The sequence below is a fragment of the Paraburkholderia sp. EB58 genome (genome assembly GCF_050436665.1).
In the GTDB taxonomy this organism is placed as follows: domain Bacteria; phylum Pseudomonadota; class Gammaproteobacteria; order Burkholderiales; family Burkholderiaceae; genus Paraburkholderia.
In genome coordinates, this window is sequence record NZ_JBNDMQ010000031.1 from 70510 (window position 1) to 96227 (window position 25718).

Below are 25718 nucleotides of genomic sequence, written 5' to 3' on the forward strand. Positions count from 1 at the left end.
GCGGGCCGGCCGAACGTCTGCGCCCGGCCTTTGGTAGATCGACTCTCAGGTTCCTTGCAAGTCCGGGCGGCCGATATCGTCTAGGTAGTCATGCGATGCACGGCCGCCGCTAGCGGCCTCAAGGCGAAGCCGCCAGCGTCGGAAGGATATTGGGATGAACTCCCTGCCGCGCTTACCTCACGGACGGTTCCTGTCCAGTCCATGCGGCTTGGAGCAACTTGAGCACGGCCGCCTCGTCAACAGGCAAGGGGTTGTGATCGATATGGTGGCAAGATTCAACCGCAATGGAGGCGATCCTGTCGGCCGGAACGCCTAGTTCGCGCAGCGCGACTGGAGCCCCCAGATCGCGTACGAGTTGCTGCAGCGCCACGGCTGGATGCGCGCCCATCATCGTCCCCATCGTAGCGCATGCCTCTGGTATCGCCGGCGCGTTATACGCCAGCACGTGCGACAGCACGACACAGTTGGACTCGCCGTGGGGCACCTGGAAGCGCCCACCCAGTACGTGACAGATCCGGTGATGCATGCCGATGCCGACCGAATTGACCATCAGGCCGCCAATCGTTGCGCCATAAGCCGCCTCGCTTCGGGCTTCCAGGTCGGTGGGTTCGTTCGCCAGTTTCTTCAACGCACGGTAGAGCATGTCGATGCCGGTCAGCGCGAGCTGGCTGGTCAACGGATTGCTCTTCGGGACATAGAGCGCCTCGATGCAATGCGCGAGCGCGTTCATGCCGGTGGTCGCTGTCTCGTGGATTGGCAAAGATTGCGCGAGCGCCGGATCGACAATGACGGTGTTTGCGAGTGCCCCAGGTTCCCGCCTGGTGCGCTTTTCGCCATCCACGAGCACCCCGAACAGAGACGTCATCTCCGACCCCGAGAGCGTGGTCGGCAATGCGATATGGGGCGCCCCAGTTTCCGCCGCGATATATTTGCCGAGGCCGACGGTCGATCCTCCACCGACGGTCACGAGGACATCACATTCCTGCCGGCGGTACGCGTCGAGTGCTGCAGTCGCTACCTCGATGGGACAGTGCGGCACCGCGCCATCGAACGAGGCGCGAAGCCGTGACGCGAGGACTTCGGCGACTTCGCGGTAGCGGCGGCCGCCGCCCGCCGTGGTGATGAGCAGTGCACGCGACTTTCCCAGTTGATCGAGGCGGCCCGCAAGGTCAGTGACGCGCCCAGCGCCGAACATGACGGTCGGCGAGTGGCATTCGAACTGGAACGGCAGGATCATTGGAGTCGCTCCGTCAGCAGTTCGAGCATGCGGTGGTCTGCTGCGTGGAACGCCTCCTGATTGAACGCCTCCTCACGCAACGAATTGAAGAATCCGTGTTTCGCGCCCTTGTAGGTGTAGACGGTTGCGTTCGGCATGCCGTCCACGACCTTCTCGATAGCGTTGATATGATCCGGGAGTACGTGAGTGTCCGCTTCGCCCACGTGATATTGCAGCGGACATTCGATACTGCGCAACTCCTTCAGATGCTCGTGAACCCGCACTCCGTAGAAAGAAACCGCGGCATCGCAATGAAAGCGCGCGGCGTACTTCAGCGTGAGCAGGCCGCCGATGCAGAACCCGACGACGGCCAGCTTGCCATTGGAGCCGGGCTGGTGACGCGCCCACTCCGCTACAGCGTTACAGTGATCGAGAGCCGTCTCCGGGTTGAATGCCTGGAGCAGCGCGAAACCGCGTTGGCGGTCGGCCTCGCTATAGCCGAGATCGACGCGGCGCTCGAGATGGCCGAAAACGTCTGCGCACACCACCCTGAATCCCTTCTCGGCTAGTTTCGTCGCGCTGTGTCGGATCGCCTGGTTCACGCCGAAAATTTCCTGAAGAAGCAGAACGGTGCCGCGCGGCGCATCGTTCTCGCCTTGGGCGGGGCCGACGCAGAACGCTTCGATGTCTTCTTGTTGGGAAACCGCCTGCCAGCCGGACAGAAATTGTGCTGCGTTCATGCTACCTCCAGTTCAAAAATGGCGTGGTCGTCCTTATGCGCCTGTTTGCGCATAAAGCCGGATTTCTTGAGTGCGAGCTCCCGCTGTTCCTCAATTTCGATCGCCATACGCTGCTCCCAGAACTCCATGAGATTCAGCGCAGATGCGTCGCTCGAGAATGGGACACGCACGCCCAGCGTGTGATCAAGCTCCGTACTCATCTCCTGCTCGTTTGTCGCTCACTCGATATCATACATTGTAATATGTGTCATACGGTATAAGATGAAAGACCGCCTGTCAAGCGTGCGCGGCATGAAGGTTCGGCACGGCAGCCAGGAGAGCACAGGTTGAAGGAAGTGGCGCCGCTGATACCCAGTGCACCAATCCATGCAAGGAAGGCGATGAATGTAGAAATCAAAGCCGAGCAGGACGATCAGGCCGACGACCTGCGTCCCGGCATCCAGTCGGTCGAAATGGGGCGGAAATTGTGACAGCGCTTGCGACCTTTGGAAGTTTCCGTCACTTGCGGCGAAATGCGGCGTGCCCATCGGAAAGGTACGCCGGTCCTGGTGTAGCCTCACGCGAGCGGAACTCGTCGGGCAGGACGCGGCCAGTATCTTTGGACACGTGCGCCGCCTCGGATACATCCGTCGATCTGGATGACTAATCATTTCTCCAGCAGCCCCACCTTTCAGGCACATTGTCTGTCCGGTCGGATGCGCCGGATAGGCCGTACGCTGACGATCCGTTCCCGCTCCAAGCCGTAGATCGCACCATACCTCGAACGGCACAGCGTGCAATAACCCTGTTTTTCTACAATCGACATCGACGCTTGTCCTGTAGAAAGCAAACGGCGGCCTAGACACCCCGGGGAAATGGCACGTTTTGTCCACGGCCGGCGATCGGAAACCGACCTTCCAATGGCAAGGTAATGGACAAAGGGCGATCCCAGGAAACGTAATGGCTGCGCTGGCCACGAGCTTCCAGCCGCCATGCTCGTAATCCGTGCTGGCGAGTGCGAACCGCAAAGCGACGCCGACAAGGGTACTTATCATGAAAAGTGCGTTGAGCCGGTTCTGGCTGACAGGACGCATAGATCTCGCACCACCCGAGTACCACGCACATCTGAGCCGCGAAGCCGAGGACGACGCTGGCGACCACAAGCGCGACCAGACCCCAGGCCGGGTGGATCAGTGCGAGCATGTAACACAGTGCACCGACGACCAGCGCGAACAGTGAGCCCGGTCTGAGACATGCCGAAGTGCCGTGCCAATTTAACCGGCACGCGGTCCAGAACAGGGTGAACGAGGCAAACATCACCGCCGGGCGAGCGAGCGATGGCGCACGACAGGCTGCGTCATGACCAAATCGCCCAGCGAGTCGATCAGGCGTGAAGTACGTCGCCTGATGCGCCGGCTGGCGGCTCGGTATCGTCAGCACGAGAACCATCGTGATAAACGCCGTCAGCACGACCGCCGATCCGCACACGGCGCGCCAGCCGCAGTGACCTGCGATGAGGCTGCAGATCGGTCGTGACAGGACAAGGCCCAACAACAGACCGCTCATAATGTTCCCGACCGCGCCACCACGCGATTCGTGCCGCGCAAGATGCGCGGCGAGGGGAATCAGAATCTGCACGGTCGCCGAGCTGAAGCCGATCAGAAACGAAATCGCGAGAAACGCGCCGGCTTGGCCGTTACGGCAACAACGCAGAGATGGAAGATGGAAACGGCCGCGTTCGTCACTACCAGCTTGCGGTTTTCGAGCAGGTCGCCAAGATGCTCGGCGCGATCAGCTCGGAGACCGGCTGCGCGTAGTAAAGATTGGCGGCAATCACGCCACAGCGGAATGCAAAGAGGGCGATCAGGCCCCGCGTGGGTTTGTCTGCGCCTGGACTACGCGCCCAGGCGAGGTTTCAGATGTCATGATTCGCTCTGCGAAAGTGAATGCGCACAGGCCCCGCCGACCACAAGCTTGCGATGGCAGCGAGGTCAGCATCTTTCCGGGCGGAGTGGGGTCGACCACCGGATCGACGATTGACGGTGATGTCGTCGGCGAATCGAGGGCCATATCGGGTCACTACTGCGCGTGGTACCGCTCTGGCGAGCAGCGACGCGGTGATGCAACGCGTCACCGAACGCACTATCGCGCGAAGAAGGATCCCTGCCAGCGCTCGAAGGACGGCGTCGACGACGCCCTCCTTGTCCAGATCCGCGCTGATTTGAAGACGACGACTGCCGTCGCCCCCCTGCGCCTTGATTACCTACCTGCTTCCAGTTTAGAGATGGTTCCGTCGTCGTTACGCGCCTGTTTTCGCATCAAGCCGAGTTTCTTGAGGGCAGGCTCGTCCGTCACCGAATAGAGCACCGCCTCGCCGCCGGTCGACTCATGCTGATACCACGACCATGGGGGAGCGCAGAAGACATCGTTGGGTTTCCACTCAAAAGTTCTCCCGTTTATTTCGGTTTTCCCGGTACCTTCCAGCACGACGAACACTGAGGAAGAGGTTCGCCTTTGCGGTAGCGTCCGCTCGCCTGCGCGCAGCAACGTGCTTCTATAAGCCATGGTATCCATCACAGGGCCGCCGCTAACCGGGTTTGTGTATTCGACCGTGATCGCGTCGTATGGAGTGCCAGGCAGACTGGACATGGCATCGAGCGCTGCTCGCGTGTCCTTCCATCGATATACGAACATCGGGGAGTGATCACCGCGGCCCCTGCGGTGGTCAACGAAGGTCGGCGTGAGACCCCCGCGCGAGTACAACTGCGTGGAATACCCCGACGGTGCTGCGATCGATTGGATCGTCTTCGGTTGCGTATCTTCGACATAGTCGAATTCGAACATCGTTGCATTGAGTGACTCGACTAGCGGAACGTCGAGAACGTCAACCCAGATGACCGGTTCCGTCCCTTCGTTTCCGTGATCGTGCCAGCAACCGTTAGGCGTTAGCACCAGATCGCCGCGTGACATTTGAATCTTCTCGCCATTCACCACGGTAAACCCTCCGTTGCCTTCCAGCACGAAGCGGCTCGCATTCGGTGTGTGACGATGGACCGGCGCCTGTTCCCCCGGGTTGTAAAGCGAATAGGCAGCAAACAGTGTCTGCGTAATGTAGGGCTTGCCAGACAGCCCGGGATTGGCGAACACCAGAGCCCGCCGCTCGCACTCCTCGATCGGCACGGTCCTGGCGGCCACCGCGAGCCGCGGGCTGATGTCCGACCACTTCCAGTGATGCGGCACAGCCGTCACCCGCGGCTCCTCAATTTCGATCTCCATACGCTGTTCCCAGAACTCCACCAGATTGAGCGCGGATGCGTCGCTCGATAGTTGGGCGCGCACGCCAGTATGATCAAGCTCCATGGTTATCTCCTTCTACTTTTTTGCGTTCGTTTAATATCGTATATTGTACTATGCATCATACAATATAAGACGTGAAATTGCTTGTCAAGCACGCGTCGTTAAAGTTCGGCACGGGAGCTACGGCGGCGCAGCTTGAAGGCGAGTGAGGCCGCTGATACCCTTTGCATCAATCCATGAAAGGAAGGCGATGAACGTAACAACGAAAGCCGAGCAGGACGATCAGGCCGATGACCAGCGTCCCGGCATTCAGTCGGTCGAAATCGGGGCGGAAATTCTGAGGGCACTTGCGACTTTTGGACGTCTCGTTCCCCTGCGGTCACTTGCGGCGAAATGCGGCATGCCCGTTGGAAAGGTGCACCGCTACCTGGTGAGCCTCACGCGAGCAGGACTCGTCGAGCAGGACCCGGGCAGTGGCTACTACGGGGTTGGCCGGAGCTCGATCGTGATAGGACTCTCCGGACTATGGGCATGCTCACCGGTCCGGGAAGCGGCCCGGGCAATCGCACAGTTGAGGGACGCCACGCGAGATACAACTTTCGGCGCGATCTGGACGGATACGGGTCCGGTCGTCTGTTTGCTGGAGGAAGCCGACCGCCCCATTTACATGAACATCCGCGTCGGAGCGCAACTGTCAATTCACGTGAGCGCGGCTGGACGGGTATTCGCAGCCCATTTGCCCGAGGAGAGTGTGAAGAAGGCCGCCAGGCTTCAGGAGCACACGCTTTCGGTTTCCGGGCGGAAGTTCACGCCGGCCCAGCTGCGAGAACTCTATGGAGAAATCCGCGCAAACGGTTACGCTGCCGTCTCGGGGCTGAGCGTACCCGGCGTAAGTGCCGTCGCCGCCCCTCTCTACGATCACAAAGGTAACGTCAGCGTCGTGATCGGGGTGCTCGGACGGGACAACGATCTGGCGCTTTCTGGAGAATCGGCCCATATCAAGTCGTTGCTCGATTGCGCCGCGCTCGCGTCGGAGCGACTGGGTTACGACGCAGGTGTCATCGGCCGCGCAACCGAAGAAGCTAAGAACTCAGGCTGAGGAGGCGCCATCGACTGGCTGCTCTGCGACTACAGACGAACTCCAAGTTCCGGAAAACGCGGAGTTCGCCTGCAGTCCGATGGCGCCTCCAAAGAGGCGCCATCATGTCACGGTTGATGCGGGCGATTTCCCTCCACCATGTGGAAGACGTGGCCTATTGGTTCTTCCCAGATCAGGTTCCGCTCCATCGCACGTGCGGGCATGTCCTGAATTACATATTGGATCGCGGGCTCAGTGCCGGTGTTGATGTGTTCGTGGCTGGCCATCGGTGGGCAGGCGAACGTGTCGCCGCGCTTCCAGTCGAAGCGCTTGCCGTCCAGGATAGAGTAACCTTCCCCCTGCACGATGTGATACAGCGCGTACGAGTTGTGACGGTGCGCGACGATGTGCTCGCCCGGATTGATCCCTTGAATGCCCAGAAAGATTGACGGGAACACTCCACCCGCTTCGCCGGTGTCGCCATGGACCAGCGCAATAAAGCGGCGATCCGCGTTGCGCAGCGGGTCTTTCAAGACGACATCTAACCGCTCCTCCACATCCTGCCAGCGCCAAATGGCGGGACGCAAGTTCTTCTTGACGAGGAACGGATAGTACTCGTCGTCCGTCATCATCTGCGCCCATTCGGTGCGGTCGACGATTTCCGTCACTGGGGACGTTTCGTGTTTGACTGCATTGTCCTCACTCATGTTTGCCTCCTTAAGTAAAATGAAAGTTATTGGTTAGTGCGCGCCGACGTGTCCGCGCAGGTGCCAATTCAGGAAAGTTCGTGTGCGCTGCCAGGCGGCGTTCGACGCAGCCGGCCGAAAAACCGCTGGCCGGAACCACTCGTCGAACGCGTGCGGTGCGCCGTTGTAGATGAAGAGCTCGTACGGCTTTTGGGTCGTGCGCAACTGACTAGTAAATCCGTCAATTTCCTCCCGGCTTACCAGGCGGTCCCAGTCGCCGTAATGGCACAGTAACGGCGCCTTCAGTGACTCGGCGGCATCAACCGGCGCCGTGGGCTTACGCTCGGTACGTGATGCATATTTAAGCTGACCGTAGTAGTCGACCGCGCAACCGACCGCATGTTGTGCACTCGCCAGCACGGCGTAGGTTCCGCCGATGCAGAAACCGAGCAGGCCCACTTTCGAAAGCGGGAAGCCTGCGCTACGCGCCCACTCCAGGATCTCTTCGAGATCCGCGAGCACACGTCGATCATCCAGCGCGGCGACAGCCTCACCAATCAGCTGCGGCGTGGAGATGTCCGGGGCCGCGCCTTCCCGTCCAAAGTATTCGAGCACAGCGACGGTGTAGCCATCCGCGCACAGACTTCTCGCCCGAGCGACGACGTAGTCGTTGACGCCGGCGATTGCCGCCATCATCACAACGAGCGCCGGTATGGCCTGCGTGTCATGGACTGGCCGCAGAAGGTGGCACGATGCGCCACCTGGAAACGAAAGCTGCTCAATATCGCTGCTGTTCATGGGGACACCTATCCTTATTTCGTTAACCTGAAGTGTCACCGCAAGGGTCTAGTGGCGCAATGTTAATAATTTTGTTCTCACTATTCTCCGCCTGAATGATCGTGCGGCGAAGGACGCAATGGTGACGCGCCTGCAGCCGCACCGGCCAAGTAATGATCGGAGCAATCGGACGTCCGGGCTGGTTTGAACTCAGGTCTCACCCCAGCGATACAGGGCGTGGCGAGTGCTGCACGGACTAGGTGGCAGCCGCAAAGCGTATTGTCATTCGGCAGGCATGGCTTGGCCTACATACTATCTCGCACTACTAAGTATTTATAAAAACGAAATATTGCGTCGCCGGGATGCCATGTCCTTAGCCTTCAAACGCCTTGAAGCTTACTGGAGCGCATGCCCGGAAATTCCGTACGATCAGTCAGCGTGCGAGCTAGTCCGCCTCGCGACGAAAGCCCGGTGTTCCACTTGCAAACACCTCTTGCATGGCGCGAGGAAGAAGGTTTCTTAGCCAGCGAGACGCAGCATCGTCATGAAAACGTTCGTGCCAGAACTGCTCGATCAAGAGTTTGGGCAATCGAATGGGAACCGGAAAAATTCTCACCGGGGCAACGGGCAGCATCAGTGCTGCCAATGGTTGCGGGATGGTCGCAATCATGTCACTCGCTGCCACGATGGCTGGCAGCGACATGAAGTGAGGGACACGAGCGCCAATGGAGTCGAGCAAGCCCATCCGCTGCAACGCGGCTTCCACCGCGTGATGTCCGGTTCCCTGAGACTGCGCAACTGCATGCCGCTCATTCATGAAGTCTTCGGAACGGAGCACATTTTTGATTCGTGGATGGGCCGAACTTGCAATGCAGACGTACTCGCTTCGGAAGAGAGATTTGTGAAGGAGGCTGGCGCGCACTGCAGGATTAAAACCAATCGCAATGTCCGCGCCCCCGTCGCGCAGTGCGGCCACGACCGATTCGGTGGGCAACTGTATCGCGCGAAACGAAACAGCGGGTGCGCTCTCCCGGCAAACACCAATGATGCACGGCAGAATGATGGCTTCTGCAACGTCAGTCATGACGATTGTAAACTCCCGGCGACTTGACGAAGGGTCAAAGTCGCCGCGGATGTCCAGTCCCTGTTCAAGTAGCGCAAGCGCCTGACCGATGCGACGCGCGATGATTTCCGCCAGCGGGGTCGGCATAACCCCTCCAGGCACTCGCACAAAGATGCGATCGTTGAAATGCCCACGAATCTCTCGCAGGGCATGGCTCACCGTTGGCTGGGATACGCCCAGGTCCTCTGCCGCACGCGAGACATTGCGCCGTTCCCACACCGCGCGAAAGACACGCAGCAGATTCAAGTCAAGCGACTGCTTATTCACGATCTGAATGGGTCCGTTATCATTATAATAGTATGCCACTTCCATCAGAACGCGCAAAGACGCAATGACTGCGAGGTCCGCGCTTCGATGCTACGCACGGATCGCCCGGTTCGCTGGCGCACGGAGCAAGGTCACTATTCATTTCCGACCCAGATAGGTACCGGACCTCAATTACTGACCCGCGCTACGCAGCGCCAGCAATTGATCACCGACAGACGCAGCGGTTACTCAGCATCCGGTTGGCGGTCCGGATGCGCTGCCTGGAACGCATCCAGGGTTTGACATTGATCGTCAATCGCCCGTAGCACAGGATAGGCATCAACGTCGACGCCGAAGCGTCGTGCGCTGTACAACTGCGGAACCAGGCAGCAGTCCGCCATTGTCGGGCTATTGCCGAAGCAGAATCTTCCACGCACAGCGCTACCATCGAGTTCGCGCTCGAGGGCTTCTAGCCCACTCCGGAGCCAATGGACAATCCATGCCTGCTTCTGCTCAATCGATAGCTGAAGCGGCCCCGTCAGGTACTTCAGGACACGAAGATTGTTCAGCGGATGTATTTCGCAGGCGATGTATTGCGAAAGTTGTCGCACCCGGACCCGCTCAATACTCGCCGCAGGTAGCAACGCCGTATCCGGATAGCACTCCTCCAGGTATTCGATGATCGACAGTGACTGTGAGACCAGCGATGTTCCGTCGAGCAGCACGGGTACCAGTTGCTGCGGATTGAGCGACGAAAAATCTGCCGCAAACTGCTCGCCGCCATTCCGGTTGAGATGGACCGGCACATATTCGTATGGCAATTCCTTCAGATTGCACGCGATGCGAACGCGATATGAGGATGTGCTACGGAAGTAGTTGTAAAGTTTCATATTTCTGTTGGATGTATTGAGTGAGTTGGCAGCCGCATGCGGCGACTTGAGACGCCCGCGGCACGCCGGCAGGGGAACCCGTCGCACAACCTCCCACAACCACGCGAGCACATATTGTCGATTGCATAGTCGTCGACGGTTAGTCCCAAAACGGGATGCAACTCGATTCCTCGTCCAGCTATGCGGGCTGCGTGTTAAATAGAACAGGCGCGTCTACCTCCTCACCGTTCCGATCTCCGCTGCCGGATCTCAGAACATCAGGCGCCCACGCGAACGACTATCTCGCCAAGGCGATCTATCGCACCGCGCATGACATCGCCGCGCTGCACGGCATTCACGCCCTCCGGGGTACCTGTCATGATGAGATCGCCGGGTTCAAGCGCGTCGTATTCAGACAGGTATGCGATACATTCGGCCGCGGACCAGATCAGCTGCGAGATGTCTGATGCCTGACGAAGCTGCCCGTTGACCGTCAACGTGATGGCGGCGGCGTTGAAAACGCCGAGTTCGCCAGCCCGGTGCAGGGGGCCAATTGGCGCTGACTTCGGAAAGGACTTTCCGAATTCCCACGGGCGTCCTTTATCGCGCGCATCGAGCTGCAAATCCCGGCGGGTCATGTCCAACCCCACCGCGTAACCGTACACATGCTTCAGTGCGTCGTTCACCGGGATGTTCGAACCACCTTTGCCGATGGCGATGACCAGTTCGATTTCATGGTGAAAGTTTGATGTCTTTGCCGGGTACGGAATCGTGACCTCGGTGGCTCCGGCCTGCACCACTGCATTGGCCGGCTTCATGAAGAAGAACGGTGGATCCCGGTCAGGATCCTTGCCCATTTCACGTGCATGGGCGGCATAGTTACGGCCGACGCAAAACACGCGGTTGACGGGAAACACTTCCACATGGCCCTCTACTTGGAGCGCGGACAGGGGAGCGACTGGAACTGCAAATTCCATGATTTTCTCCAGACAGACTACGAAAGTTTCTCTTCGCCACGATCCCGTACCCATTGGACGGCCCGGTCGGAAAAGCTGAAAAAGATGGTGTCTGCCGCGACACAAAACGGGTGCAGGCACCGCGGCGGGGCAACAAACATGTCGCTCCCGAATTCGAATTTCCTACCGTCGATCTCGACCGAGCCCTCTCCTTCGAGGCAAGTGCAGCCCGTGCTGCCGGTACGGCTGTACGGGCTGGCTTCGCCTCAGACCTTCAGGCGCGAAACGGACACACCGACGGCCGCCACCGGCGAAGCGCCGGCTGACCGGTCTCGTCGCGGAACCCGTCGTCGTGGTAAGGATCGGTGGGTGTCGCATCGAGCCCGGGTCGCACCTGCTTCGTCTGCGCAAACGGGTAGATGAACGCCCGGGTCGGCTCGTGGCGATCTGGCAATAATTGAGTGAACCCAGGTTTTCCACGTCCCGAACAAGCGCATCGCCTAGCGCGCTGTTCGAACCGCAAGCGGCTCCAGCTCTTCTCAGCAAAGCCGTCATTCCTTGTTCAGGACCATCCGCTCAGAGGCGATATGGAACATGTCACTCCGAAAGACTTGCTGATCTCCTACCGTCAGTATGTTTTCAGAGGTGCAAGCACGCAATGCGAACTACTTAGTTGCTTCTATTCAGAAAATGAATATTGAATGGGGACGTCGAGGCGCCGTTAGCGCACGACGGTTTCTAGACTGGAGCGCAACACCGAGCCTGGCGAACAGGCGGTCAGGTCGAGACGCAAGTTCAAGCATGCTGGAGAAGACTTCGAACCGCGAGTAGAGAGCATGTGTGGTGCGAGGCCGGTCATTTACGCTATTGCCATGGCGTCAACGTCGGCAACCCTCCGTCGCAGCATGCGATCGGTGCGATGGTGGCACAGACAGGTCACGAGCTGGCGACGCAGCTTCCCGCACATCCGGGCGTAGATATCCGTGCCCCAGGGGATTTCCAACACGCCCGCAATAAACTAAACCGGCATATTCCCGAGTGATACCGAAAGCTTCTTTCCTGCTTCCACCAAGGCAACCTGCAACTCGCGGCGCCGACGGTCGTCGACCGTGGACAACTGCGTCACTAGCGTTATAGCCGCTGCAATCTGGTTTGAACCATCAAGGACGGGAACACTGATGCCATAAAGCCCAGACACAAAATCGCCGCATACCTCCGCGAACCCTTGCGCAAGGACCGCTTTCAGCGTGCTAGTTAACCCACTGCGCGCGTGCCGCAGTTCGCTTCCGTACCCGTGTGCTTTGAAAACCCTAGCGGTCGCTGACGACTCGTCTGACACAGACGATCCTATTCGAATGTTTAAAGTAATGGGACGGTAACTGTCCTCTCTGCGCAATATGACGGGCTTGCCGTCAACCCAAACGGCAAGGACCACGGTTTCGTTGAGATCGTCACGCAGTTCTTTCAAAATCGCTTCAGCCTGCCGGACGACGTCTACTTGCGCAAGTGCGGCAAGTCCGATCTTCAGCGCCAGCGGGCCCGGCGAATACCGTCCGGACGCCGAATCCTGCTGTACTAGTCCGGCAGTTATGAGACTGACAAGATAGCGGCGTGCTTTGCTCGTCGGCATGCCAGCTTTCTTGGCAATCGACGTCAAGGTCATCGGCACGCCCTCCTCGGCCAACGCTTGTATCAACGTCCCGCCGATTTCGACCGACTGTATGCCGGGAATTTCTCGTTCTGAACCTGCTCGATTCGACATATTAATTGAGGTATCTTCCAGCACGTGGGATGACGCAGTTCTATATTATGAAAAACAGCTATTCCGAATCGTGTAAACTGGGTGCATGATTGGCAAAAACGCCATCAACGCTCACATTGGCGGGGCTGGGCAGAAATTGGCATAATTATATGCTATTGCTTTCTTCATCACGCGGTGTCCCCTCGTTAGCACCGCCGATAGCCTGCCATTCTACGACTCACAGCGCGAGTTCTGAGGCGAGGGGCCGACCGTGGCAGTGCCTGGAAGGTTGGTCTCTCATGAAAGGCGAGCTCCAGATGGTCTGACGCCTCCACTCTCACCGCACTGAAGCACCATGTCGAGGCGGCACGGCGCTCAAACTGGCAAGACCGGCCAAGCCATGACGGCTTAGAGCCCGGCCGATCTCACTTGCCCTTCGGCTTGCGCATCACCCATCGTTCAGTGTCGCGTTGTCGGGCCATTACAGAACTCCGAAAGCTCTGAGTTCACCGCGATGTTGCGCCGTATAAGACACATCGCCGTCCTCGCAGCGACCCCCAACGTCAGTCCAGTCGAACGATCGAGCCGTCGAGTTGCCTGCCTTCACGGCGATAGAGTCCGAGCTTGCGCAGCGCGGCCGACTCGCTAACCGAATAAAGAACCGCATCCCTGTTAGCGCTGGTATTGACGTGTGCATGCCAGGCCCAAGCAGGAACGGCGATCGAGTCGTTCTCGCCCCACTCATAGCGCTTACCTTCCACCTCCGTATATCCCGAACCTTCGACAACGCTGTAGAGGGCACTGGCCGTAGAACGGTGAAGTAGACAGCCTTCACCGGGTCGAAGCAATTGCATATGAAAGGACAAGGTCTGCATGGCAGACTCGCCCGTGACGGGATTTATGTACTCGACGATAATGCCATCGTGAGGACTTCCTTCGAAGTCCCGCAGTGCATTGAGGCGCACCTTCGTGTCTTTCCACTTGTAGAGGAACTGGGGGCTCCCCGTGCTCCGGTCATGGGTCACGAACCTAGGCATGACACCTCCGGTGCCGTATACCGTCGGCGAGTAATCCCGCACAACTCTTTCACTTTGCGACAAGCAGCTTACTGGCGCTTTGCTCTCCGACGCAGTGTCGACCTCGAAATATTCCGTTTCGAAGAAGTTACATTTGAGTCGCAAGGCCAGCGGCAAATCAAGTACGTCCATCCATACAATGTCACTGCTCCCATCGTTGCCGTGATCGTGCCACGCGCCAGGTGGCGTCACGACTACGTCGCCTCGGCTCAAGACACACTTCTCACCCTCGACTGTCGTCCATCCACCCTCACCTTCGAGAAGAAATCTGCTAGCCGACGGCGTGTGCCGGTGCACCGGGCAATTCTCTCCCGGCTTGGTAAGCTGGTAAGCACCCAACAGACTCGACGTGGCGAAAGGCTTTCCGCCGTACCCCGGATTGCAGAAAAGTAACGCGCGCCGCTCCGCTTCCTCCATAGGCAGTAGACGCGCGGCGGCAGCGAGTTGCGGTCTTAACTGTGCCCACCGCCAAACATGGGGCACGTCGGTCGTATCGCTACCCTGCCAATCGCCGCGGCTTGTCCAATACGGTACGCTACATGTTGCTCGCGCCGAAGTAATCAGTTCGTCGAGGCTCGTGATTTCCATTTGCTCAAGTGTTTCCATAAGATCCCCTCGGGTAGTTGCGCCGACGAATCCACGAGCCGACCCAATTCGATGCGCCCGCTGATTCCTACTCGGCATTGGTTAATATGTACAATATATTGTCCAATGTACAACACTCAATTGATCAATACACGCCGTTGAACAAGCGCGCTCAGCCGAAGACTTCACCCAGCATCCGAACCGATGCCTCATCAGCCATTAAGGCCGAATCGTGACGATACAAATCAGCGCGTTGCTCATTCGCAAAGGCATGTCCAGCACCCCTGTACACTGCGACCTTCGCGTTGGACATTGCATCTGCTGCTGACACGATGCTCTCGAGAGCGTGCTCCGGAACGTGCGAATCCTCGTCTCCGAAGTGAAGCAACGCCGGACAGGTTATCCGGGAAAATTCCTGGAGATGCTGATCAATGCCCACGCCGTAGTAGGCCACGACAGCGTCGGGTCTGTGCTGCGCGGCGGCGAGGACGGCAAGCAGCCCCCCTAGACAGTAGCCAACCATGGCGACCCGGCCGTCGCAAGAAGGATGCGATTTCATCGCATCAAACGCCATTCCCACATCTCTGACGCCAGCTTGCACATCGAAGTCTCGATAGAGGCTCAACGCCATTGCACGGTCTGCGTCCGAATAACCCAAATCGATCCGCGGCCGCGACCGCCAGAAGAGATCCGGAGCGAAAGTCGGGAACCCCCGATCTGCAAACTGCTTCGCAACCGACCGGATCTGTGCGTTCACTCCGAAGATCTCCTGCAAGAGCAGGATCCCAGGGCCCCGCGCTGCCGCCGGCTGCAGCCAACCTACAAACGAGTCGCCCTCCCTGTCACCAATCTGCACTTCCAGCATCGCACCTCCCAAGATTGTGACGTATCGTCGAATTGATGTACTATATACCATCCCCTACGTATTGTACAACTTTCAGTGGAGGCTAACCGTATGCGCATTTGCAGATTCAACGATAACCGGGTTGGGGTCGTCAGCAACAATCGACTCTTCGACGTGACGCATTTGACAGAACGACTGGAGGCGCGACGTTGGCCACTGCAGCCAGGAGACCCGTTGATTGCCGCCCTGCCTGGACTGCTCACGGCGTTTAAGGAATCCACGGATCAGTCACAATCTGTAGCCCTAACCGACTGCTCCCTGCTTTCTCCAGTCGCCAACCCATCCAAGATAATTGGCGCGCCTGTGAACTATCACCTGCATAGGCAAGAGGCAAATGAAGATGCGCAAATTAACAACGGCACCACTGTCACGACGATTGACACGTATGGGCTGTTCCTTAAGGCAACCACATCATTAATCGGACCATCGCAACCCATCGTGCTGCCGTCCACCAGTCGCCGGGTTGACCACGAGCTTGAACTAGTCGTTGTGATTGGGAAAAAATGCCGGAACGTGTCTGAGGCGGACGCCCTCGACACCGTTGCCGGGTACGCGATCGGTAACGATGTCACCATTCGTGGCCCTGAAGATCGGAGTCTGCGCAAATCCGTCGATACATTCACGGTCCTCGGACCTTGGCTAGTCACTGCAGACGAAATCAGCGATCCGGACGACCTTGACATGATGCTGTCCGTGAACGGCGAACCACGGCAACGAGCCAACACGCGAGATTTGATATTCGGCGTGCGAAAGCTTATTGCGTACGCCTCTGATTTTTACACACTCTTTCCCGGCGATCTGATCTTCACCGGCACGCCAGCTGGGGTCGGTCCAATCCACGGGGGAGACACGATCTACCAGGAGATTGAAGGCGTCGGGGGCTTTGCTTCCATTGTCACCAACGTTTCGCGGCCTCATTGACGGAGGTGCCAGATGACTTTTACCGACGGCGACGAACGCCCTGCGACATCAATAAAAATGCACCCGCATAATCGGATGTCACCCCCTGCAGTACTTGATTGTTCTTTGTTGCCTCCTTGTGGTGATTTTCGATGGGATGGATAGGCCGCAATCGGGTTTGTTGCACCCGCATTGGCTGCTGAATTCGAGGTACCGCGATCTCGGATCGGACCGATACTTCGCGCGGCCGTGTTCGGAACAGCTGCTGGCTCGTTGTGGGCCCGATAGCCGGCCGGACCGGACGAAAGCCGATTCTTGTCGGGCCCGTTTCGATATTTGCAGCCTGCACGTTAGTTTGTTCGCTCGTTCACTCCATATATTGGCGGACAGTGTTGCGTTTTCTCACGGGACCAGGCTTAGGCGGAGCTCTACCGTGCGCGAGCACTTTACTCGCGGAATACGCACCAGCAAACCGACGCTCATCGTTCGTCAGTCTCCTATGCTGCGGTTTTCCCTTAGCGGCATCTGCAGGGAGGCTTTATAGCGGCGCAGCTGATGCCGAGCCTGGGATGACCAAGCGTGTTCGTGCTTGGCGGCACCGTGCCGCTATTGTTAGCATTTGGGCTGCTAGCTTTACCGGATCCAAGTTTTATGCTCGCGCAAAACTGGCCAGCACCGAAAATCAACCGTGTCATGAACTGGATGCCGGTCGCCAAGCAAAATGCGATTTCAACCTTAGACTTCGAAATGCGAAGTAGGGACACGCAAGGAGGCGTTCGGATGATCCTCAGGCACCTATTTGCTTTCGGAACGTTAAAGCTGTGGACAGGCTTTTTCATGAGATTGCTGGTGTTCTATCTAATGATCAGCTGGCTTCCGACGATCCTTCAGGGGGCGCGCTTCTCGGTCAGAGAATCTGCGTCAATTGCCGCCTTTATGCCACTAGGAGGCGTATTCGGATCCGTTGTCTGCGGTTGGTCTCTCGACCGCTTCGCGCCGACCACCGTGACGATGTGCACGTATGCGCTAGGAGCCATTGGCTTATGGATTACAGGGGCTGCGATCGCGGATGGACCGATTCTTATCGGCGTAATTTTCATGGGTGGCTTCTTTTTGCGTGGATCGCAGGCGTCGATGGTTTAGCTCGCAATACTCTATTACCCGACCCGGTGTCGGGCTACGGGCAGTGCGTGGATGATTGGCGTGGGGCGAGCAGGAGGAATCATTGGTGCAGTCATCGGCATACCACTTTTGCATCCACAGATCGGTCCTGGAGAAATCGTTGGTACCTTGGGGATTCCCACGTTCGGCGCAGCGACAGCTGTTGGATTTATGTGCAATGCCTTTGCCGAGAACGAATCCCCCCGCTGCCGAAGCGCTGCGCGAGACGGCTTGAGGCGAGAAGGTCGTTGTCGAATGTGAAGTGCACCACCTAGACTCGCAAGATGTTGCATTGAGAAGATGATACCAACGGCTCCAGCCTGAAGGGTCTCTGACGATTGCCAGCATGCATCCGCAGGGTTCAGGCATGCGGGCGATGACCCAGATGCCTGAACTTGTGTCTCAACCTGATACCCCCTTCGCGACGCTCTGTGTTGCGCTTCACCTTTAAAACCGCCCAAGGGCGAATCGAGCACGTTGCCCAGGCGTCGATGGCCGAATCGCACCGTAAGAGACAGACCGTCTGCCTGATCATGGGGTCGGATGAGCCGCGGCGCTGTCACAAGGCGCGAAGAATCGACGTTCGATACAAATAGTTCGATGCGGCAAGCTGGGTGAGCGCCTTGCGCGGGAAAAGTCCCATGAAGGTCCAAACCTGCTGCCCGCTCCCGCACCGTTACGCTGGGTCAAAACTTCTGCTGGATACCGACCATGACACCAAGCTGATCCATACCAGCGCCGACGGTGCCGCCAGCTGCAACCGGCTCGGCAGCCAGCGCGCTGTTGAGCACATACCCGACCGACGTGTACACCATGGCGCGCTTCGATAGCAGGTAATTCACGCGCCCGACCACCAATGTCGAGTTCGCGTCACTTTTCCCCGCCAGCCCGCGTTGCAGGTAACGCACGCCCTGGGCGTCGAAGTAAAGCCAAGGTGTGACGTAGTACGTAGCCCCCGCAAACAGGATATCGGTCTGCAAATGAGTCGCGGCTGCGACGTTGTTTCTGATCCAACCAACACCGATCTTCGTCGGGCCAAACCATACGTAGCCGTCGACGATGTTGTGCGTATCGGTGTATGCGCTGTTATTCAGCGGTGCCGATGCGCCCGGACCGCCTCGCATCACGTCGTAGGATGCTGCCGCACCGAAGCTCGCCGAATCATAGGCAAGCAACGCGGTGTATTGCCTGCACACAACGAAGTCGCCCGGCACCTGTCCTCCGCAGTTAGTCGCCGCGGGGCCCGCAGGACCGGCCGCGTCATGACCAAAACTGTATGTTCCGCCGAGAGTGGCGCCACGGAATTTCTCGAGATAGCCAACCGCATTGTCGCTGCGCGAGTTCGGCAGATACGGGTCGAAGCTAGCCATCGAGTGAATCGAAGGGCCGATCACATCCGCGTTCGTCAGCGCGTACATCGTCATGTTCATTTGCCGCCCGAGCGTGAGCGAGCCGTAGTCGCTGCTTACACCGACATTCGCCTGACGGCCAAAGAGGCGGCCGCCATAGTTCAGCGAGCCGGTGCCCGGCTGAGAGCCGCTCTCCACGACGAAGAATGTCTTGTAGCCACCACCAAGGTCCTCGACGCCCTTCAAGCCCCAGCGTGACGGTACTTCACCAGTCAGAGTAGGCACCCCAACCACCGATCCACCGTGGGCTGTAGCGTGGTTGTAGTACGCCACCCCTGTATCGACGATTCCATATAGGGTGACACTGCTCTGGGCATACGTGAACCCCGTCGCCGCGACGAGCAACGCCGCGCTCCATTTCATTTTCATGACGATCATGTCTCCACTTTTTATGGCGTAACGCCTGGTTTTAAAAACGAATACGGGATTGACCTCCAAACTACGTGAAGCACTCCGCGTTGCTGCACGTTCGCCGCCGTCATGCTAATTTTTCGACAGACGGATATAGCTCGCGCAGCGAGCCAGTTCGGTTTTTCCGAACGATCTGAGACGGACGACGTTGAGTCTCGAGTGCCAGCCGCAGCAGACAATGCAGGCGCCGACTTTTATAAACGCCCCGCGTGTGGCGACGAGATGCTCGCGCCGGATGCATAAAGTCCGAAGTTGAGCCGCCGTGCGAAGGTATACGAAGATCCAGCGGGTCTTGCCAAGAACACTGCCGTGCGGCTCGCCACAGCGGGCGATTTGCTTGGCGAGAGTCGCGGCATGCAGTGGCTGGCGATATTTGTTGTAGTCCTACCCCCGATCTGTCTACAAGACAACTGGCTTTGACAGCGTCCGCCCACACCTGTCCCGATTGGGCGGGATAGTGCCGAAAAACGGTCGCAGTTGACCGATGTCGTTGTGGTTCGCGCCATTGAAGATGGACGCGAGCGGGACACCCAACGCTTTGATATGGAGGTGATGCTTTGAGCCGGGTCGCGCCCGACCGGTCGAGTTGGGTCCTGTTCTTGACCTGATCCCACTGCGCGAACGGCGGACGAGGGGATGACCACACTCGGCGACTCGATGCAATCGGCTGCTTGCAGCAGCGCGTGAAGCGCTGCGTGCAATCGGCCCCAAACACTCGCTCGTCACCGGTCACGGAGCCGGTACCAACAACTCATGCCCCAGCCGCAAGCCAGTTCCTGCGAACGCGTCTCTTAGGAAATGCCGAACTGCAGCGCGAACAGGATGCCAGCCGGAACGGCGCGGTCGTCGAGCGGCTCGCGCCCCGGGACTCGAGTCTGGCGTGATTTCGGCGGCGGTAGCAACGGCTGGATTTGTAACCACAGTTCGTCGGCGAGTATCGGTTTAGCCCTGCCCCCTCGTCAGCGAAACAACGAAAAGGTTGGCAAAGTGCGATGCAGGTTAACAGCGCCCTCAGTTCATTCCGTTAGAGTCTTTGGGTGACGTGACCGAGCAGGTAAGCTTTGCTTAACAAACGCTGGTTCCACGATTGGTCGACGCCATCGTATCCGCATGACATTTTGCTCGCGCAGGCATTGCCCGCTTACGTCGGCGTCGATCGCGTTGCACCTACATAAGGTTATTTGAAAACGAGCGCTTTTTCGCCCATCCACTCAAACGGGAACTTCATCCGCCTTATATTCGTACAGCCATTCGTAGCGCTGCCGCACTTTATCCGACGACCATTCCGTATCGATGTACTGCGCCGCGCCATCCGGGTCGGCCAGTCTTGGATTGTGGAAGCGTGCCGCATTTTCATTGGCGCCGCGCACCATGCGAGCTGTACGATCCACACGCGCTGCGTCGTAGGCCTCAAGTGCACGTTCCGGGTCATCACGATGAATCGCCAGTGCGCGTGCTAGCACATAGCCATCCTCTATCGCCATAGCCGCGCCTTGCCCAAGGAAAGGCAGCGTCGGGTGCGCCGCATCTCCAAGCAGCGTCACTCGCCCGAACGACCAGCGAAGAATCGGATCACGCACCATCAGAGCCCACTTGAAATGGGTGTCGATGGCGCGAACCATGGTTTGAATGTCGTCATGCCAGCCTTCGAAATCGGTTAAGCAGTCAGCCATAGAGCCCTTCTGCGTCCAGGATTCAATCTCCCAGCCGAGTCCCTCGACGACGCCTACGAAATTGGTGAGCTCACCGCCGCGAAGCGGATAATGCACGACGTGCCGTCCAGGTCCGAACCAGTGGGTGCTCACAGAAGTACGCAGGTGGTCGGGCAACCGACTGGTCGGAATTACGCCTCGCCAGGCATAGCAACCCGAGAACCGGGGCTTATCGGGACCCACGATCTCCGCGCGAACACGGGAGTGCACACCGTCTGCTCCAACCACGATGTCGCCCTCGACCCTTTCCCCGTTAGGCAGGATAACTGAGGGCCTCGATCCGGATGTGTCAAGCGACTCGCACCGACTATCCAGCCGGATTATCTCCGCACCGTGGCTTAGAACCGCTCGCGCAAGCATGTTGTGAAGGTCTGCGCGATGAAACATGCAATGCGGATGGCCGTACTTCTCGCGAGAGCCTCGGGCCATCTCGGCGATATCCCACATCCGGTCACTGTTCCAATGACGGACCGTGACTCCGGACGCCTCCGCGCCTGAAGCTGCGATCGTCTCGTCGAACCCCAAGAGGCTGAGCACGCGCGTGGCGTTCGCACTTAGCTGTATGCCCGCTCCCACGTCTTCGAGGGCGGGTGCCCGCTCCAGCACAGTCACCTGGAAGCCCCGGCCTATCAAAGCCAACGCGGCAGTCAGCCCGCCCACGCCACCACCGACGATGACGACTCGCTCAATACGTCCTGAATCTTTCATGCTGTTCCTTTGTCTCCGCAGTTTCATCTCAAAGATTAGACACTTTGCTATCGTTCATGTAAAACGTGCTTATCAAATGGATTGACATGAGGAGCTGATGAATATTTCGCTGCGGCAGTTGAAGGCGTTTTCGGAAGTGGCTCGGCTGAAGAGCTTCACCAGGGCAGCTGAAAACCTGCACATTACGCAGCAGGGACTCAGCTTGATGATTCAAGACCTGGAAAGACAGTTTGGATGCCGTCTATTCGACCGGACAACCCGAACGGTCTCGCTGACTTTGGCGGGCGAGCAGCTTGTTGCTGCGGCACATCAGACGATTTCATCGCTCGATGCCGCTGCTTCCTGCATTGGACGGTTGTCCACGCACGCCCGGCAGACGCTATCGATTGCCACCACGCCGCTCGTGGCGGCAACCTTGATGCCTGAGGCATGTGCCTTATTTCGGGAGCAGGATCCCGACGTGACGGTCAAGATCATCGACGTCGAGCGCAATCAGATTCAACCACTTGTCGAAGCGGGTGAGGTGGACGTCGGTTTCGGTATGTTCCTGAACCCGGCAGCCGCACTTGAGCGCGAGAAGATTTTCCATTGCGACCTGGTATGTATTTCGGCGGCGGGAAGTACGTCTCCAACGTGGCAGACAAGGCCAGTACAGCGGCTGCGATGGTCGGCGCTAGCCAATCGGACCTTAATTGCACTCCGCCCCGACAACCCCGTTCAGCAACTGGTTGACATTCAATTGGCGTCGATTTCCTGCGCCAGCGAGCAACGCCTGACTTTCAACAACATTCCGACAGTGCTGGCAATGGCCGAAGCGGGTTTTGGAAGCGCGATCCTGCCGTCATTTGTGATCGCGGCCGTTCAAGGGATGAATGTTGATGTAGCGCTGATCGAGGATCCCGTCGTACCGCTGGATTTCTGTCGGATCAACCTCAAGGGCCGTTCCCGAGCGGCGGCGGAGCCAGGCTTCATTCAGGCGTTGCTGAAGATAATGACCAAGCGGTGTGCGCTTGGTCATTCAGGTGACGGTCAAAGCACCGCGCGAGCGTCACACACATTTCATCCGGCTACCACGTAGTGCAAGGCAAGGCGTCGGCAAAAAAACGTCGCTTTGACAAAGCGACGTCTCCTACCGAGCTACCTCGACCCGGTCACGCGGTAATCCGCTCATCGCCCGCTTGCGAGGTTAGCCTATCAATGCCTCCGCGAGACACGAACGTCTCACCACGGGCCGCCGAGTGCGTCATTTCTCCGATCGGACCAACTTGAATACATAGTCCAACGTGTAGAACGGGCTTTCGCTGTTGGTTCCATCCGGCGTGACCCCAGGTTCGTGCCGAGTGTAATTCCCAATACAGGAACTCCGCACTCCGAAAACCGCATCGGAGTCTAGATAGGCATCCCCTTCGGCGAAAACGTGCGTAACGAGCGTATCAAATCCCGCTTTCCGGACCATGAAGTGAATATGAGCGGGTCGCATCGGATGCCGGTTTGTCGCTCTCATCATATCGCCAACAGGACCGTCCATTGGAATCGGGTAACTGCTCGGCAAGACCGAGCGGAAGCTGAAGCGGCCTTCCGCGTCAGTCTTCACCACCGCGCGCAATTCCGCATCGTCCAGGTTCCAGTCCGTATCCTGAACATCGTAGAATCCTGCGCTGTCGGCCTGCCAAACGTCAACCAAAGTGTCTGAAACAGCGCGGCCGTCCAGATCGGTGATCCGTGCCGTCACCCAAAGCGGATCCCCAACGGCTTCACCGCCGATATCGGCGCCGTGCGCCGGCAGAGTGCGAGCGCCCTCGACGTGAAATGGACCGAACACCGTTTGTTCAGTCGCGCCCTGAGGCCTACTGTGATTCTGCGCGACGACTAGCTGGGAAAGGCCTAACGTGTCCGAGAGTAAGATCATTTCTTGCCGGACCTCGTCGCTGATTTGACCTGTTTTCGTCAGAAATTCAACACCCTTCATCCACTCGGCCTCGGTCAGGCGAATCTCGCGCGCGAAGGTATGAAGATTCCTCACCAGCGCCGTCATGATTTCTTTAAGACGCTTATCTGGTGTATTTTCGATCCGTCGAAGCACTTCTTCCGTGATATTGTTTTCGTCAAGATTCATCATTTTTGATTCCCCTATTAGTACTCGATCTGTCGTTAGCGGCTAGCTCGCCTCTTTAATCACTGCATCCACCCGCGCTTGCTCTCATCTACCCTACTGCTTGAATGGATCACGTTCCCGAAAACGGCTTGAGGCCGCCTAATCTGTCGCATCAACAAGAAAAAGCGTCCGGACGGCTTACCGGAGGTGTTCGCCGATAGGAGCTGAGAACCAGGGCTCGTGCCTGAAGATCTGCTCTTGGCAAGCATTCCTGACGGTTACCTATCTTCTCAGCTCGAACAGTCTCCACACCCACCCGATCAGTGCAATGAATGACAAGGCAGCGATCTATTTTCCTCGCGGCTTACACGGGGATCGGCCGGTCGTTCGGCCGGATCCCTAGCTTCCCAAGCCTCAATCCATTCAACAAACCTGCTTTTCTTAAGTCATCGGCACGGTCCATGTTCCGCAAATTCGAGCGCAGGTTCCTGCAAATTCTTACTATTCTCGCCTGCATCTGAAAGAACCGTTCGTATGCAGATCGCACCTTCGCATAAGGGCTAGCGGCAAAGATGCGCAGCCACGTCGATCCCGCCGCTCAATGGATCGGTTCGGCATGTAATCACGTTCTCGATCTTCATGACGCGCAGCTGTTCATACCCGGCATTGACAGGCGCCGCACCCGCGGCGGACAATCACGTGCGCGGAAACCTTTGGCCTCGCGTGCCGCCGTATCTGGGTCTCCTCTCGTGGGAATCCTCATTCCGCACTGCTGGATTTCAAATAGCTCCCGGCAGCGCCCAAACTCGCCGAAGCGGCCATGTTCCCCATTTCGGCGGTCACGACCGCCTAAATCCGCAGCTAACCTCCTTAGACACGTGAGGCAATGGACCGACTGACTGAAATTGAGCTCTTCGTACGCATCGCGGAACTCGGAAACATAACCAAGGCTGCCGAGAAACTTGAGTTGTCGGTCTCGTCAGCAAGCCGCTACCTGATCGGACTCGAAACACGCCTCGGTGCCCGGCTCGTCGATCGCGGTACGCGGCAAATCTATCTCACACAAATCGGGCAGGAGCACTTCGAGCGCTGCAAGCAACTGCTCGCGGCCTTCCAAGAAGCCGAATCTCTCGCAAGTGCCAGCGCAGTCAGTCCGAGCGGCATCCTTCGGGTCACCTCGACCGCTTCTTTTGCAATGAATCATATCGGCCCGCTTCTGCCCGAATTTGCGCGTCACTATCCGAAGGTCACCGTACACGTCGAAACCAACAACCGCTACACGAACCTGCTGGATAGCGATGTCGACCTTGCCGTGCGCACGAGGGAATACGAGTCGGACTCGAGCATCACCGTCCGGCGCCTGGCCGTGACCCGGCGCGTGCTGGCGGCCTCACCGGACTATCTGACCGAGCACGGGATTCCGCGAGATCCGGGCGACCTGAATCAGCATCAACTCTTGCTCTACAGCCATGCCAATCGACCCGACGAGCTGCATTTGACCCGTGACGGAGTCACGACGGCACTGCCGGTCAGCGGGGCAATGAAAAGTAACGAAGGACAGGTGATTCGAGCGGCCGCACTGCAAGGTTTCGGAATTCTTGTGCAGCCCAAGTACGTGATTTACGACGACATCGTCAGTGGCCGGTTGGTGCCTGTACTCGACGCATGGGAACTGCCGCGGCTCACGATAAATCTGGCCTACGCGAGTAGACGGTTCGTTCCGGCAAAAGTTCGAACGTTCATCGACTTCCTGATCGACCATTTTGAGGCAATGGAATTCGAGCGGAAATGGACCGCGTGAGCAAAGCTATCTTGGCCATATTCGGCAGCTCAACGGGTCGTTCCGAACGCAAGGTGGGGGTTGAACAGCAAGCAGCCGTCCCGCCTGGCGAGAAACGTATTTGCAGAAATAGCATGGTCATCCGCTTGGGGCGCTCCTATACTGAATCGGACAGTGCATAGTCAGACCTATCAAGTGCGGCACTACGCCACACGTCAAAATTGCAACGTCAACCGAAACCCACCGGCTGTACGAGATGCCAGACGGCC

Annotated in this window: 21 protein-coding genes and 3 pseudogenes; 7 read left to right on the forward strand and 17 right to left on the reverse strand. The window is 58.2% G+C overall.

Features of this window, described 5'->3' with window-relative positions; translation table 11 throughout:
• Positions 1-172 precede the first annotated feature (172 nt).
• From P3T40_RS33400 to P3T40_RS33410, 3 genes are read right to left on the reverse strand one after another with little or no spacing between them, the layout of a single operon-like run.
• Entirely contained in the window at positions 173-1237 is a 1065-nt protein-coding gene (locus tag P3T40_RS33400) for a maleylacetate reductase (protein WP_429271983.1), read from the reverse strand.
• Entirely contained in the window at positions 1234-1956 is a 723-nt protein-coding gene (locus P3T40_RS33405) for a dienelactone hydrolase family protein (RefSeq protein ID WP_429271984.1), read from the reverse strand. The genes P3T40_RS33400 and P3T40_RS33405 overlap by 4 nt, the downstream gene beginning before the upstream one ends.
• Positions 1953-2156 carry a hypothetical protein gene (locus P3T40_RS33410; protein ID WP_429271985.1) on the reverse strand — a complete coding sequence of 68 codons (204 nt, stop codon included), beginning with the start codon at positions 2154-2156 and terminating at the stop codon, positions 1953-1955. The genes P3T40_RS33405 and P3T40_RS33410 overlap by 4 nt, the downstream gene beginning before the upstream one ends.
• 126 nt (positions 2157-2282) lie before the next feature.
• On the opposite strand from P3T40_RS33410, the gene P3T40_RS33415 reads away from it, so the two are divergent.
• On the forward strand, positions 2283-2426 hold the full coding sequence (locus tag P3T40_RS33415; protein WP_429271986.1) for a hypothetical protein: 144 nt from the start codon (positions 2283-2285) through the stop codon (positions 2424-2426).
• A 407-nt stretch (positions 2427-2833) separates the two neighbouring features.
• Here P3T40_RS33415 and P3T40_RS33420 read toward each other — a convergent pair.
• Positions 2834-3802: pseudogene (locus P3T40_RS33420) on the reverse strand (MFS transporter); the annotation flags it as partial.
• 392 nt (positions 3803-4194) lie between these two features.
• The gene (locus P3T40_RS33425) at positions 4195-5295 is read right to left on the reverse strand and encodes a cupin domain-containing protein (RefSeq protein WP_429271987.1); all 1101 of its coding nucleotides are present in this window, start codon (positions 5293-5295) and stop codon (positions 4195-4197) included.
• A 187-nt stretch (positions 5296-5482) separates the two neighbouring features.
• Here P3T40_RS33425 and P3T40_RS33430 point away from each other — a divergent pair, with 187 nt between their 5' ends.
• Positions 5483-6331 carry an IclR family transcriptional regulator gene (locus P3T40_RS33430; RefSeq protein ID WP_429271988.1) on the forward strand — a complete coding sequence of 283 codons (849 nt, stop codon included), beginning with the start codon at positions 5483-5485 and terminating at the stop codon, positions 6329-6331.
• 107 nt (positions 6332-6438) lie between these two features.
• Here P3T40_RS33430 and P3T40_RS33435 read toward each other — a convergent pair whose 3' ends face one another.
• The 8 genes from P3T40_RS33435 to P3T40_RS33470 form a co-directional block, all read right to left on the reverse strand.
• Entirely contained in the window at positions 6439-7017 is a 579-nt protein-coding gene (locus P3T40_RS33435; RefSeq protein ID WP_429271989.1) for a cupin domain-containing protein, read from the reverse strand.
• A gap of 33 nt (positions 7018-7050) precedes the next feature.
• Positions 7051-7794 (reverse strand): dienelactone hydrolase family protein, encoded by a 744-nt coding sequence (locus tag P3T40_RS33440; RefSeq protein ID WP_429271990.1) that lies wholly within the window; start codon positions 7792-7794, stop codon positions 7051-7053.
• Positions 7795-8218: 424 nt separating this feature from the next.
• Positions 8219-9208: a LysR family transcriptional regulator gene (locus tag P3T40_RS33445; protein WP_429271991.1), complete on the reverse strand. Its 990-nt coding sequence runs from the start codon at positions 9206-9208 to the stop codon at positions 8219-8221.
• A gap of 179 nt (positions 9209-9387) precedes the next feature.
• Entirely contained in the window at positions 9388-10032 is a 645-nt protein-coding gene (maiA, locus tag P3T40_RS33450; protein ID WP_429271992.1) for a maleylacetoacetate isomerase, read from the reverse strand.
• A 257-nt stretch (positions 10033-10289) separates the two neighbouring features.
• Positions 10290-10988 carry a fumarylacetoacetate hydrolase family protein gene (locus P3T40_RS33455; protein ID WP_429271993.1) on the reverse strand — a complete coding sequence of 233 codons (699 nt, stop codon included), beginning with the start codon at positions 10986-10988 and terminating at the stop codon, positions 10290-10292.
• A gap of 997 nt (positions 10989-11985) precedes the next feature.
• Positions 11986-12753, reverse strand: coding sequence for an IclR family transcriptional regulator (locus tag P3T40_RS33460; RefSeq protein ID WP_429271994.1), 768 nt, complete (start codon positions 12751-12753; stop codon positions 11986-11988).
• A gap of 518 nt (positions 12754-13271) precedes the next feature.
• Complete coding sequence (locus P3T40_RS33465) at positions 13272-14390, reverse strand: cupin domain-containing protein (RefSeq protein ID WP_429271995.1); 1119 nt, start codon at positions 14388-14390, stop codon at positions 13272-13274.
• 151 nt (positions 14391-14541) lie between these two features.
• The gene (locus tag P3T40_RS33470; protein ID WP_429271996.1) at positions 14542-15234 is read right to left on the reverse strand and encodes a dienelactone hydrolase family protein; all 693 of its coding nucleotides are present in this window, start codon (positions 15232-15234) and stop codon (positions 14542-14544) included.
• Between the two features lie 213 nt (positions 15235-15447).
• Between P3T40_RS33470 and P3T40_RS33475 the strand changes: the two genes are divergently transcribed.
• From P3T40_RS33475 to P3T40_RS33485, 3 genes and pseudogenes are all read left to right on the forward strand, one after another.
• The gene (locus P3T40_RS33475; RefSeq protein WP_429271997.1) at positions 15448-16194 is read left to right on the forward strand and encodes a fumarylacetoacetate hydrolase family protein; all 747 of its coding nucleotides are present in this window, start codon (positions 15448-15450) and stop codon (positions 16192-16194) included.
• Between the two features lie 254 nt (positions 16195-16448).
• A pseudogene (locus P3T40_RS33480) lies at positions 16449-16739 on the forward strand (MFS transporter); the annotation flags it as partial.
• Between the two features lie 13 nt (positions 16740-16752).
• Positions 16753-17316, forward strand: coding sequence for a hypothetical protein (locus P3T40_RS33485; protein WP_429271998.1), 564 nt, complete (start codon positions 16753-16755; stop codon positions 17314-17316).
• A 704-nt stretch (positions 17317-18020) separates the two neighbouring features.
• On the opposite strand, the gene P3T40_RS33490 is transcribed toward P3T40_RS33485, so the two are convergent.
• The 3 genes and pseudogenes from P3T40_RS33490 to P3T40_RS33500 form a co-directional block, all read right to left on the reverse strand.
• Positions 18021-19112, reverse strand: coding sequence for a porin (locus P3T40_RS33490; protein ID WP_429271999.1), 1092 nt, complete (start codon positions 19110-19112; stop codon positions 18021-18023).
• A gap of 213 nt (positions 19113-19325) precedes the next feature.
• Positions 19326-20092 (reverse strand): annotated as a pseudogene (locus P3T40_RS33495) (transposase); the annotation flags it as partial.
• Between the two features lie 273 nt (positions 20093-20365).
• A complete protein-coding gene (locus P3T40_RS33500) occupies positions 20366-21574 on the reverse strand; it encodes an FAD-dependent monooxygenase (RefSeq protein ID WP_429272000.1) in 1209 nt (402 codons plus the stop codon).
• Between the two features lie 97 nt (positions 21575-21671).
• On the opposite strand from P3T40_RS33500, the gene P3T40_RS33505 reads away from it, so the two are divergent.
• Complete coding sequence (locus tag P3T40_RS33505) at positions 21672-22652, forward strand: LysR family transcriptional regulator (protein ID WP_429272001.1); 981 nt, start codon at positions 21672-21674, stop codon at positions 22650-22652.
• Positions 22653-22817: 165 nt separating this feature from the next.
• Here the strand turns inward: P3T40_RS33505 and P3T40_RS33510 are convergent, their stop codons facing one another.
• On the reverse strand, positions 22818-23693 hold the full coding sequence (locus P3T40_RS33510; protein ID WP_429272002.1) for an intradiol ring-cleavage dioxygenase: 876 nt from the start codon (positions 23691-23693) through the stop codon (positions 22818-22820).
• An 862-nt stretch (positions 23694-24555) separates the two neighbouring features.
• Here P3T40_RS33510 and P3T40_RS33515 point away from each other — a divergent pair.
• A complete protein-coding gene (locus tag P3T40_RS33515) occupies positions 24556-25470 on the forward strand; it encodes a LysR family transcriptional regulator (protein WP_429272003.1) in 915 nt (304 codons plus the stop codon).
• Positions 25471-25718 lie beyond the last annotated feature (248 nt).

Coding starts and splice junctions, on each gene's coding strand:
- P3T40_RS33470 (WP_429271996.1), bottom strand. CDS start 15,234: ATGCTGGAAGTGCAGATTGGTGACAGGGAGGGCGACTCGTTTGTAGGT.
- P3T40_RS33445 (WP_429271991.1), bottom strand. CDS start 9,208: ATGGAAGTGGCATACTATTATAATGATAACGGACCCATTCAGATCGTG.
- P3T40_RS33465 (WP_429271995.1), bottom strand. CDS start 14,390: ATGGAAACACTTGAGCAAATGGAAATCACGAGCCTCGACGAACTGATT.
- P3T40_RS33500 (WP_429272000.1), bottom strand. CDS start 21,574: ATGAAAGATTCAGGACGTATTGAGCGAGTCGTCATCGTCGGTGGTGGC.
- P3T40_RS33515 (WP_429272003.1), top strand. CDS start 24,556: ATGGACCGACTGACTGAAATTGAGCTCTTCGTACGCATCGCGGAACTC.
- P3T40_RS33440 (WP_429271990.1), bottom strand. CDS start 7,794: ATGAACAGCAGCGATATTGAGCAGCTTTCGTTTCCAGGTGGCGCATCG.
- P3T40_RS33405 (WP_429271984.1), bottom strand. CDS start 1,956: ATGAACGCAGCACAATTTCTGTCCGGCTGGCAGGCGGTTTCCCAACAA.
- maiA (WP_429271992.1), bottom strand. CDS start 10,032: ATGAAACTTTACAACTACTTCCGTAGCACATCCTCATATCGCGTTCGC.
- P3T40_RS33510 (WP_429272002.1), bottom strand. CDS start 23,693: ATGATGAATCTTGACGAAAACAATATCACGGAAGAAGTGCTTCGACGG.
- P3T40_RS33505 (WP_429272001.1), top strand. CDS start 21,672: ATGAATATTTCGCTGCGGCAGTTGAAGGCGTTTTCGGAAGTGGCTCGG.
- P3T40_RS33455 (WP_429271993.1), bottom strand. CDS start 10,988: ATGGAATTTGCAGTTCCAGTCGCTCCCCTGTCCGCGCTCCAAGTAGAG.
- P3T40_RS33410 (WP_429271985.1), bottom strand. CDS start 2,156: ATGAGTACGGAGCTTGATCACACGCTGGGCGTGCGTGTCCCATTCTCG.
- P3T40_RS33430 (WP_429271988.1), top strand. CDS start 5,483: ATGAACGTAACAACGAAAGCCGAGCAGGACGATCAGGCCGATGACCAG.
- P3T40_RS33490 (WP_429271999.1), bottom strand. CDS start 19,112: ATGAAAATGAAATGGAGCGCGGCGTTGCTCGTCGCGGCGACGGGGTTC.
- P3T40_RS33435 (WP_429271989.1), bottom strand. CDS start 7,017: ATGAGTGAGGACAATGCAGTCAAACACGAAACGTCCCCAGTGACGGAA.
- P3T40_RS33425 (WP_429271987.1), bottom strand. CDS start 5,295: ATGGAGCTTGATCATACTGGCGTGCGCGCCCAACTATCGAGCGACGCA.
- P3T40_RS33400 (WP_429271983.1), bottom strand. CDS start 1,237: ATGATCCTGCCGTTCCAGTTCGAATGCCACTCGCCGACCGTCATGTTC.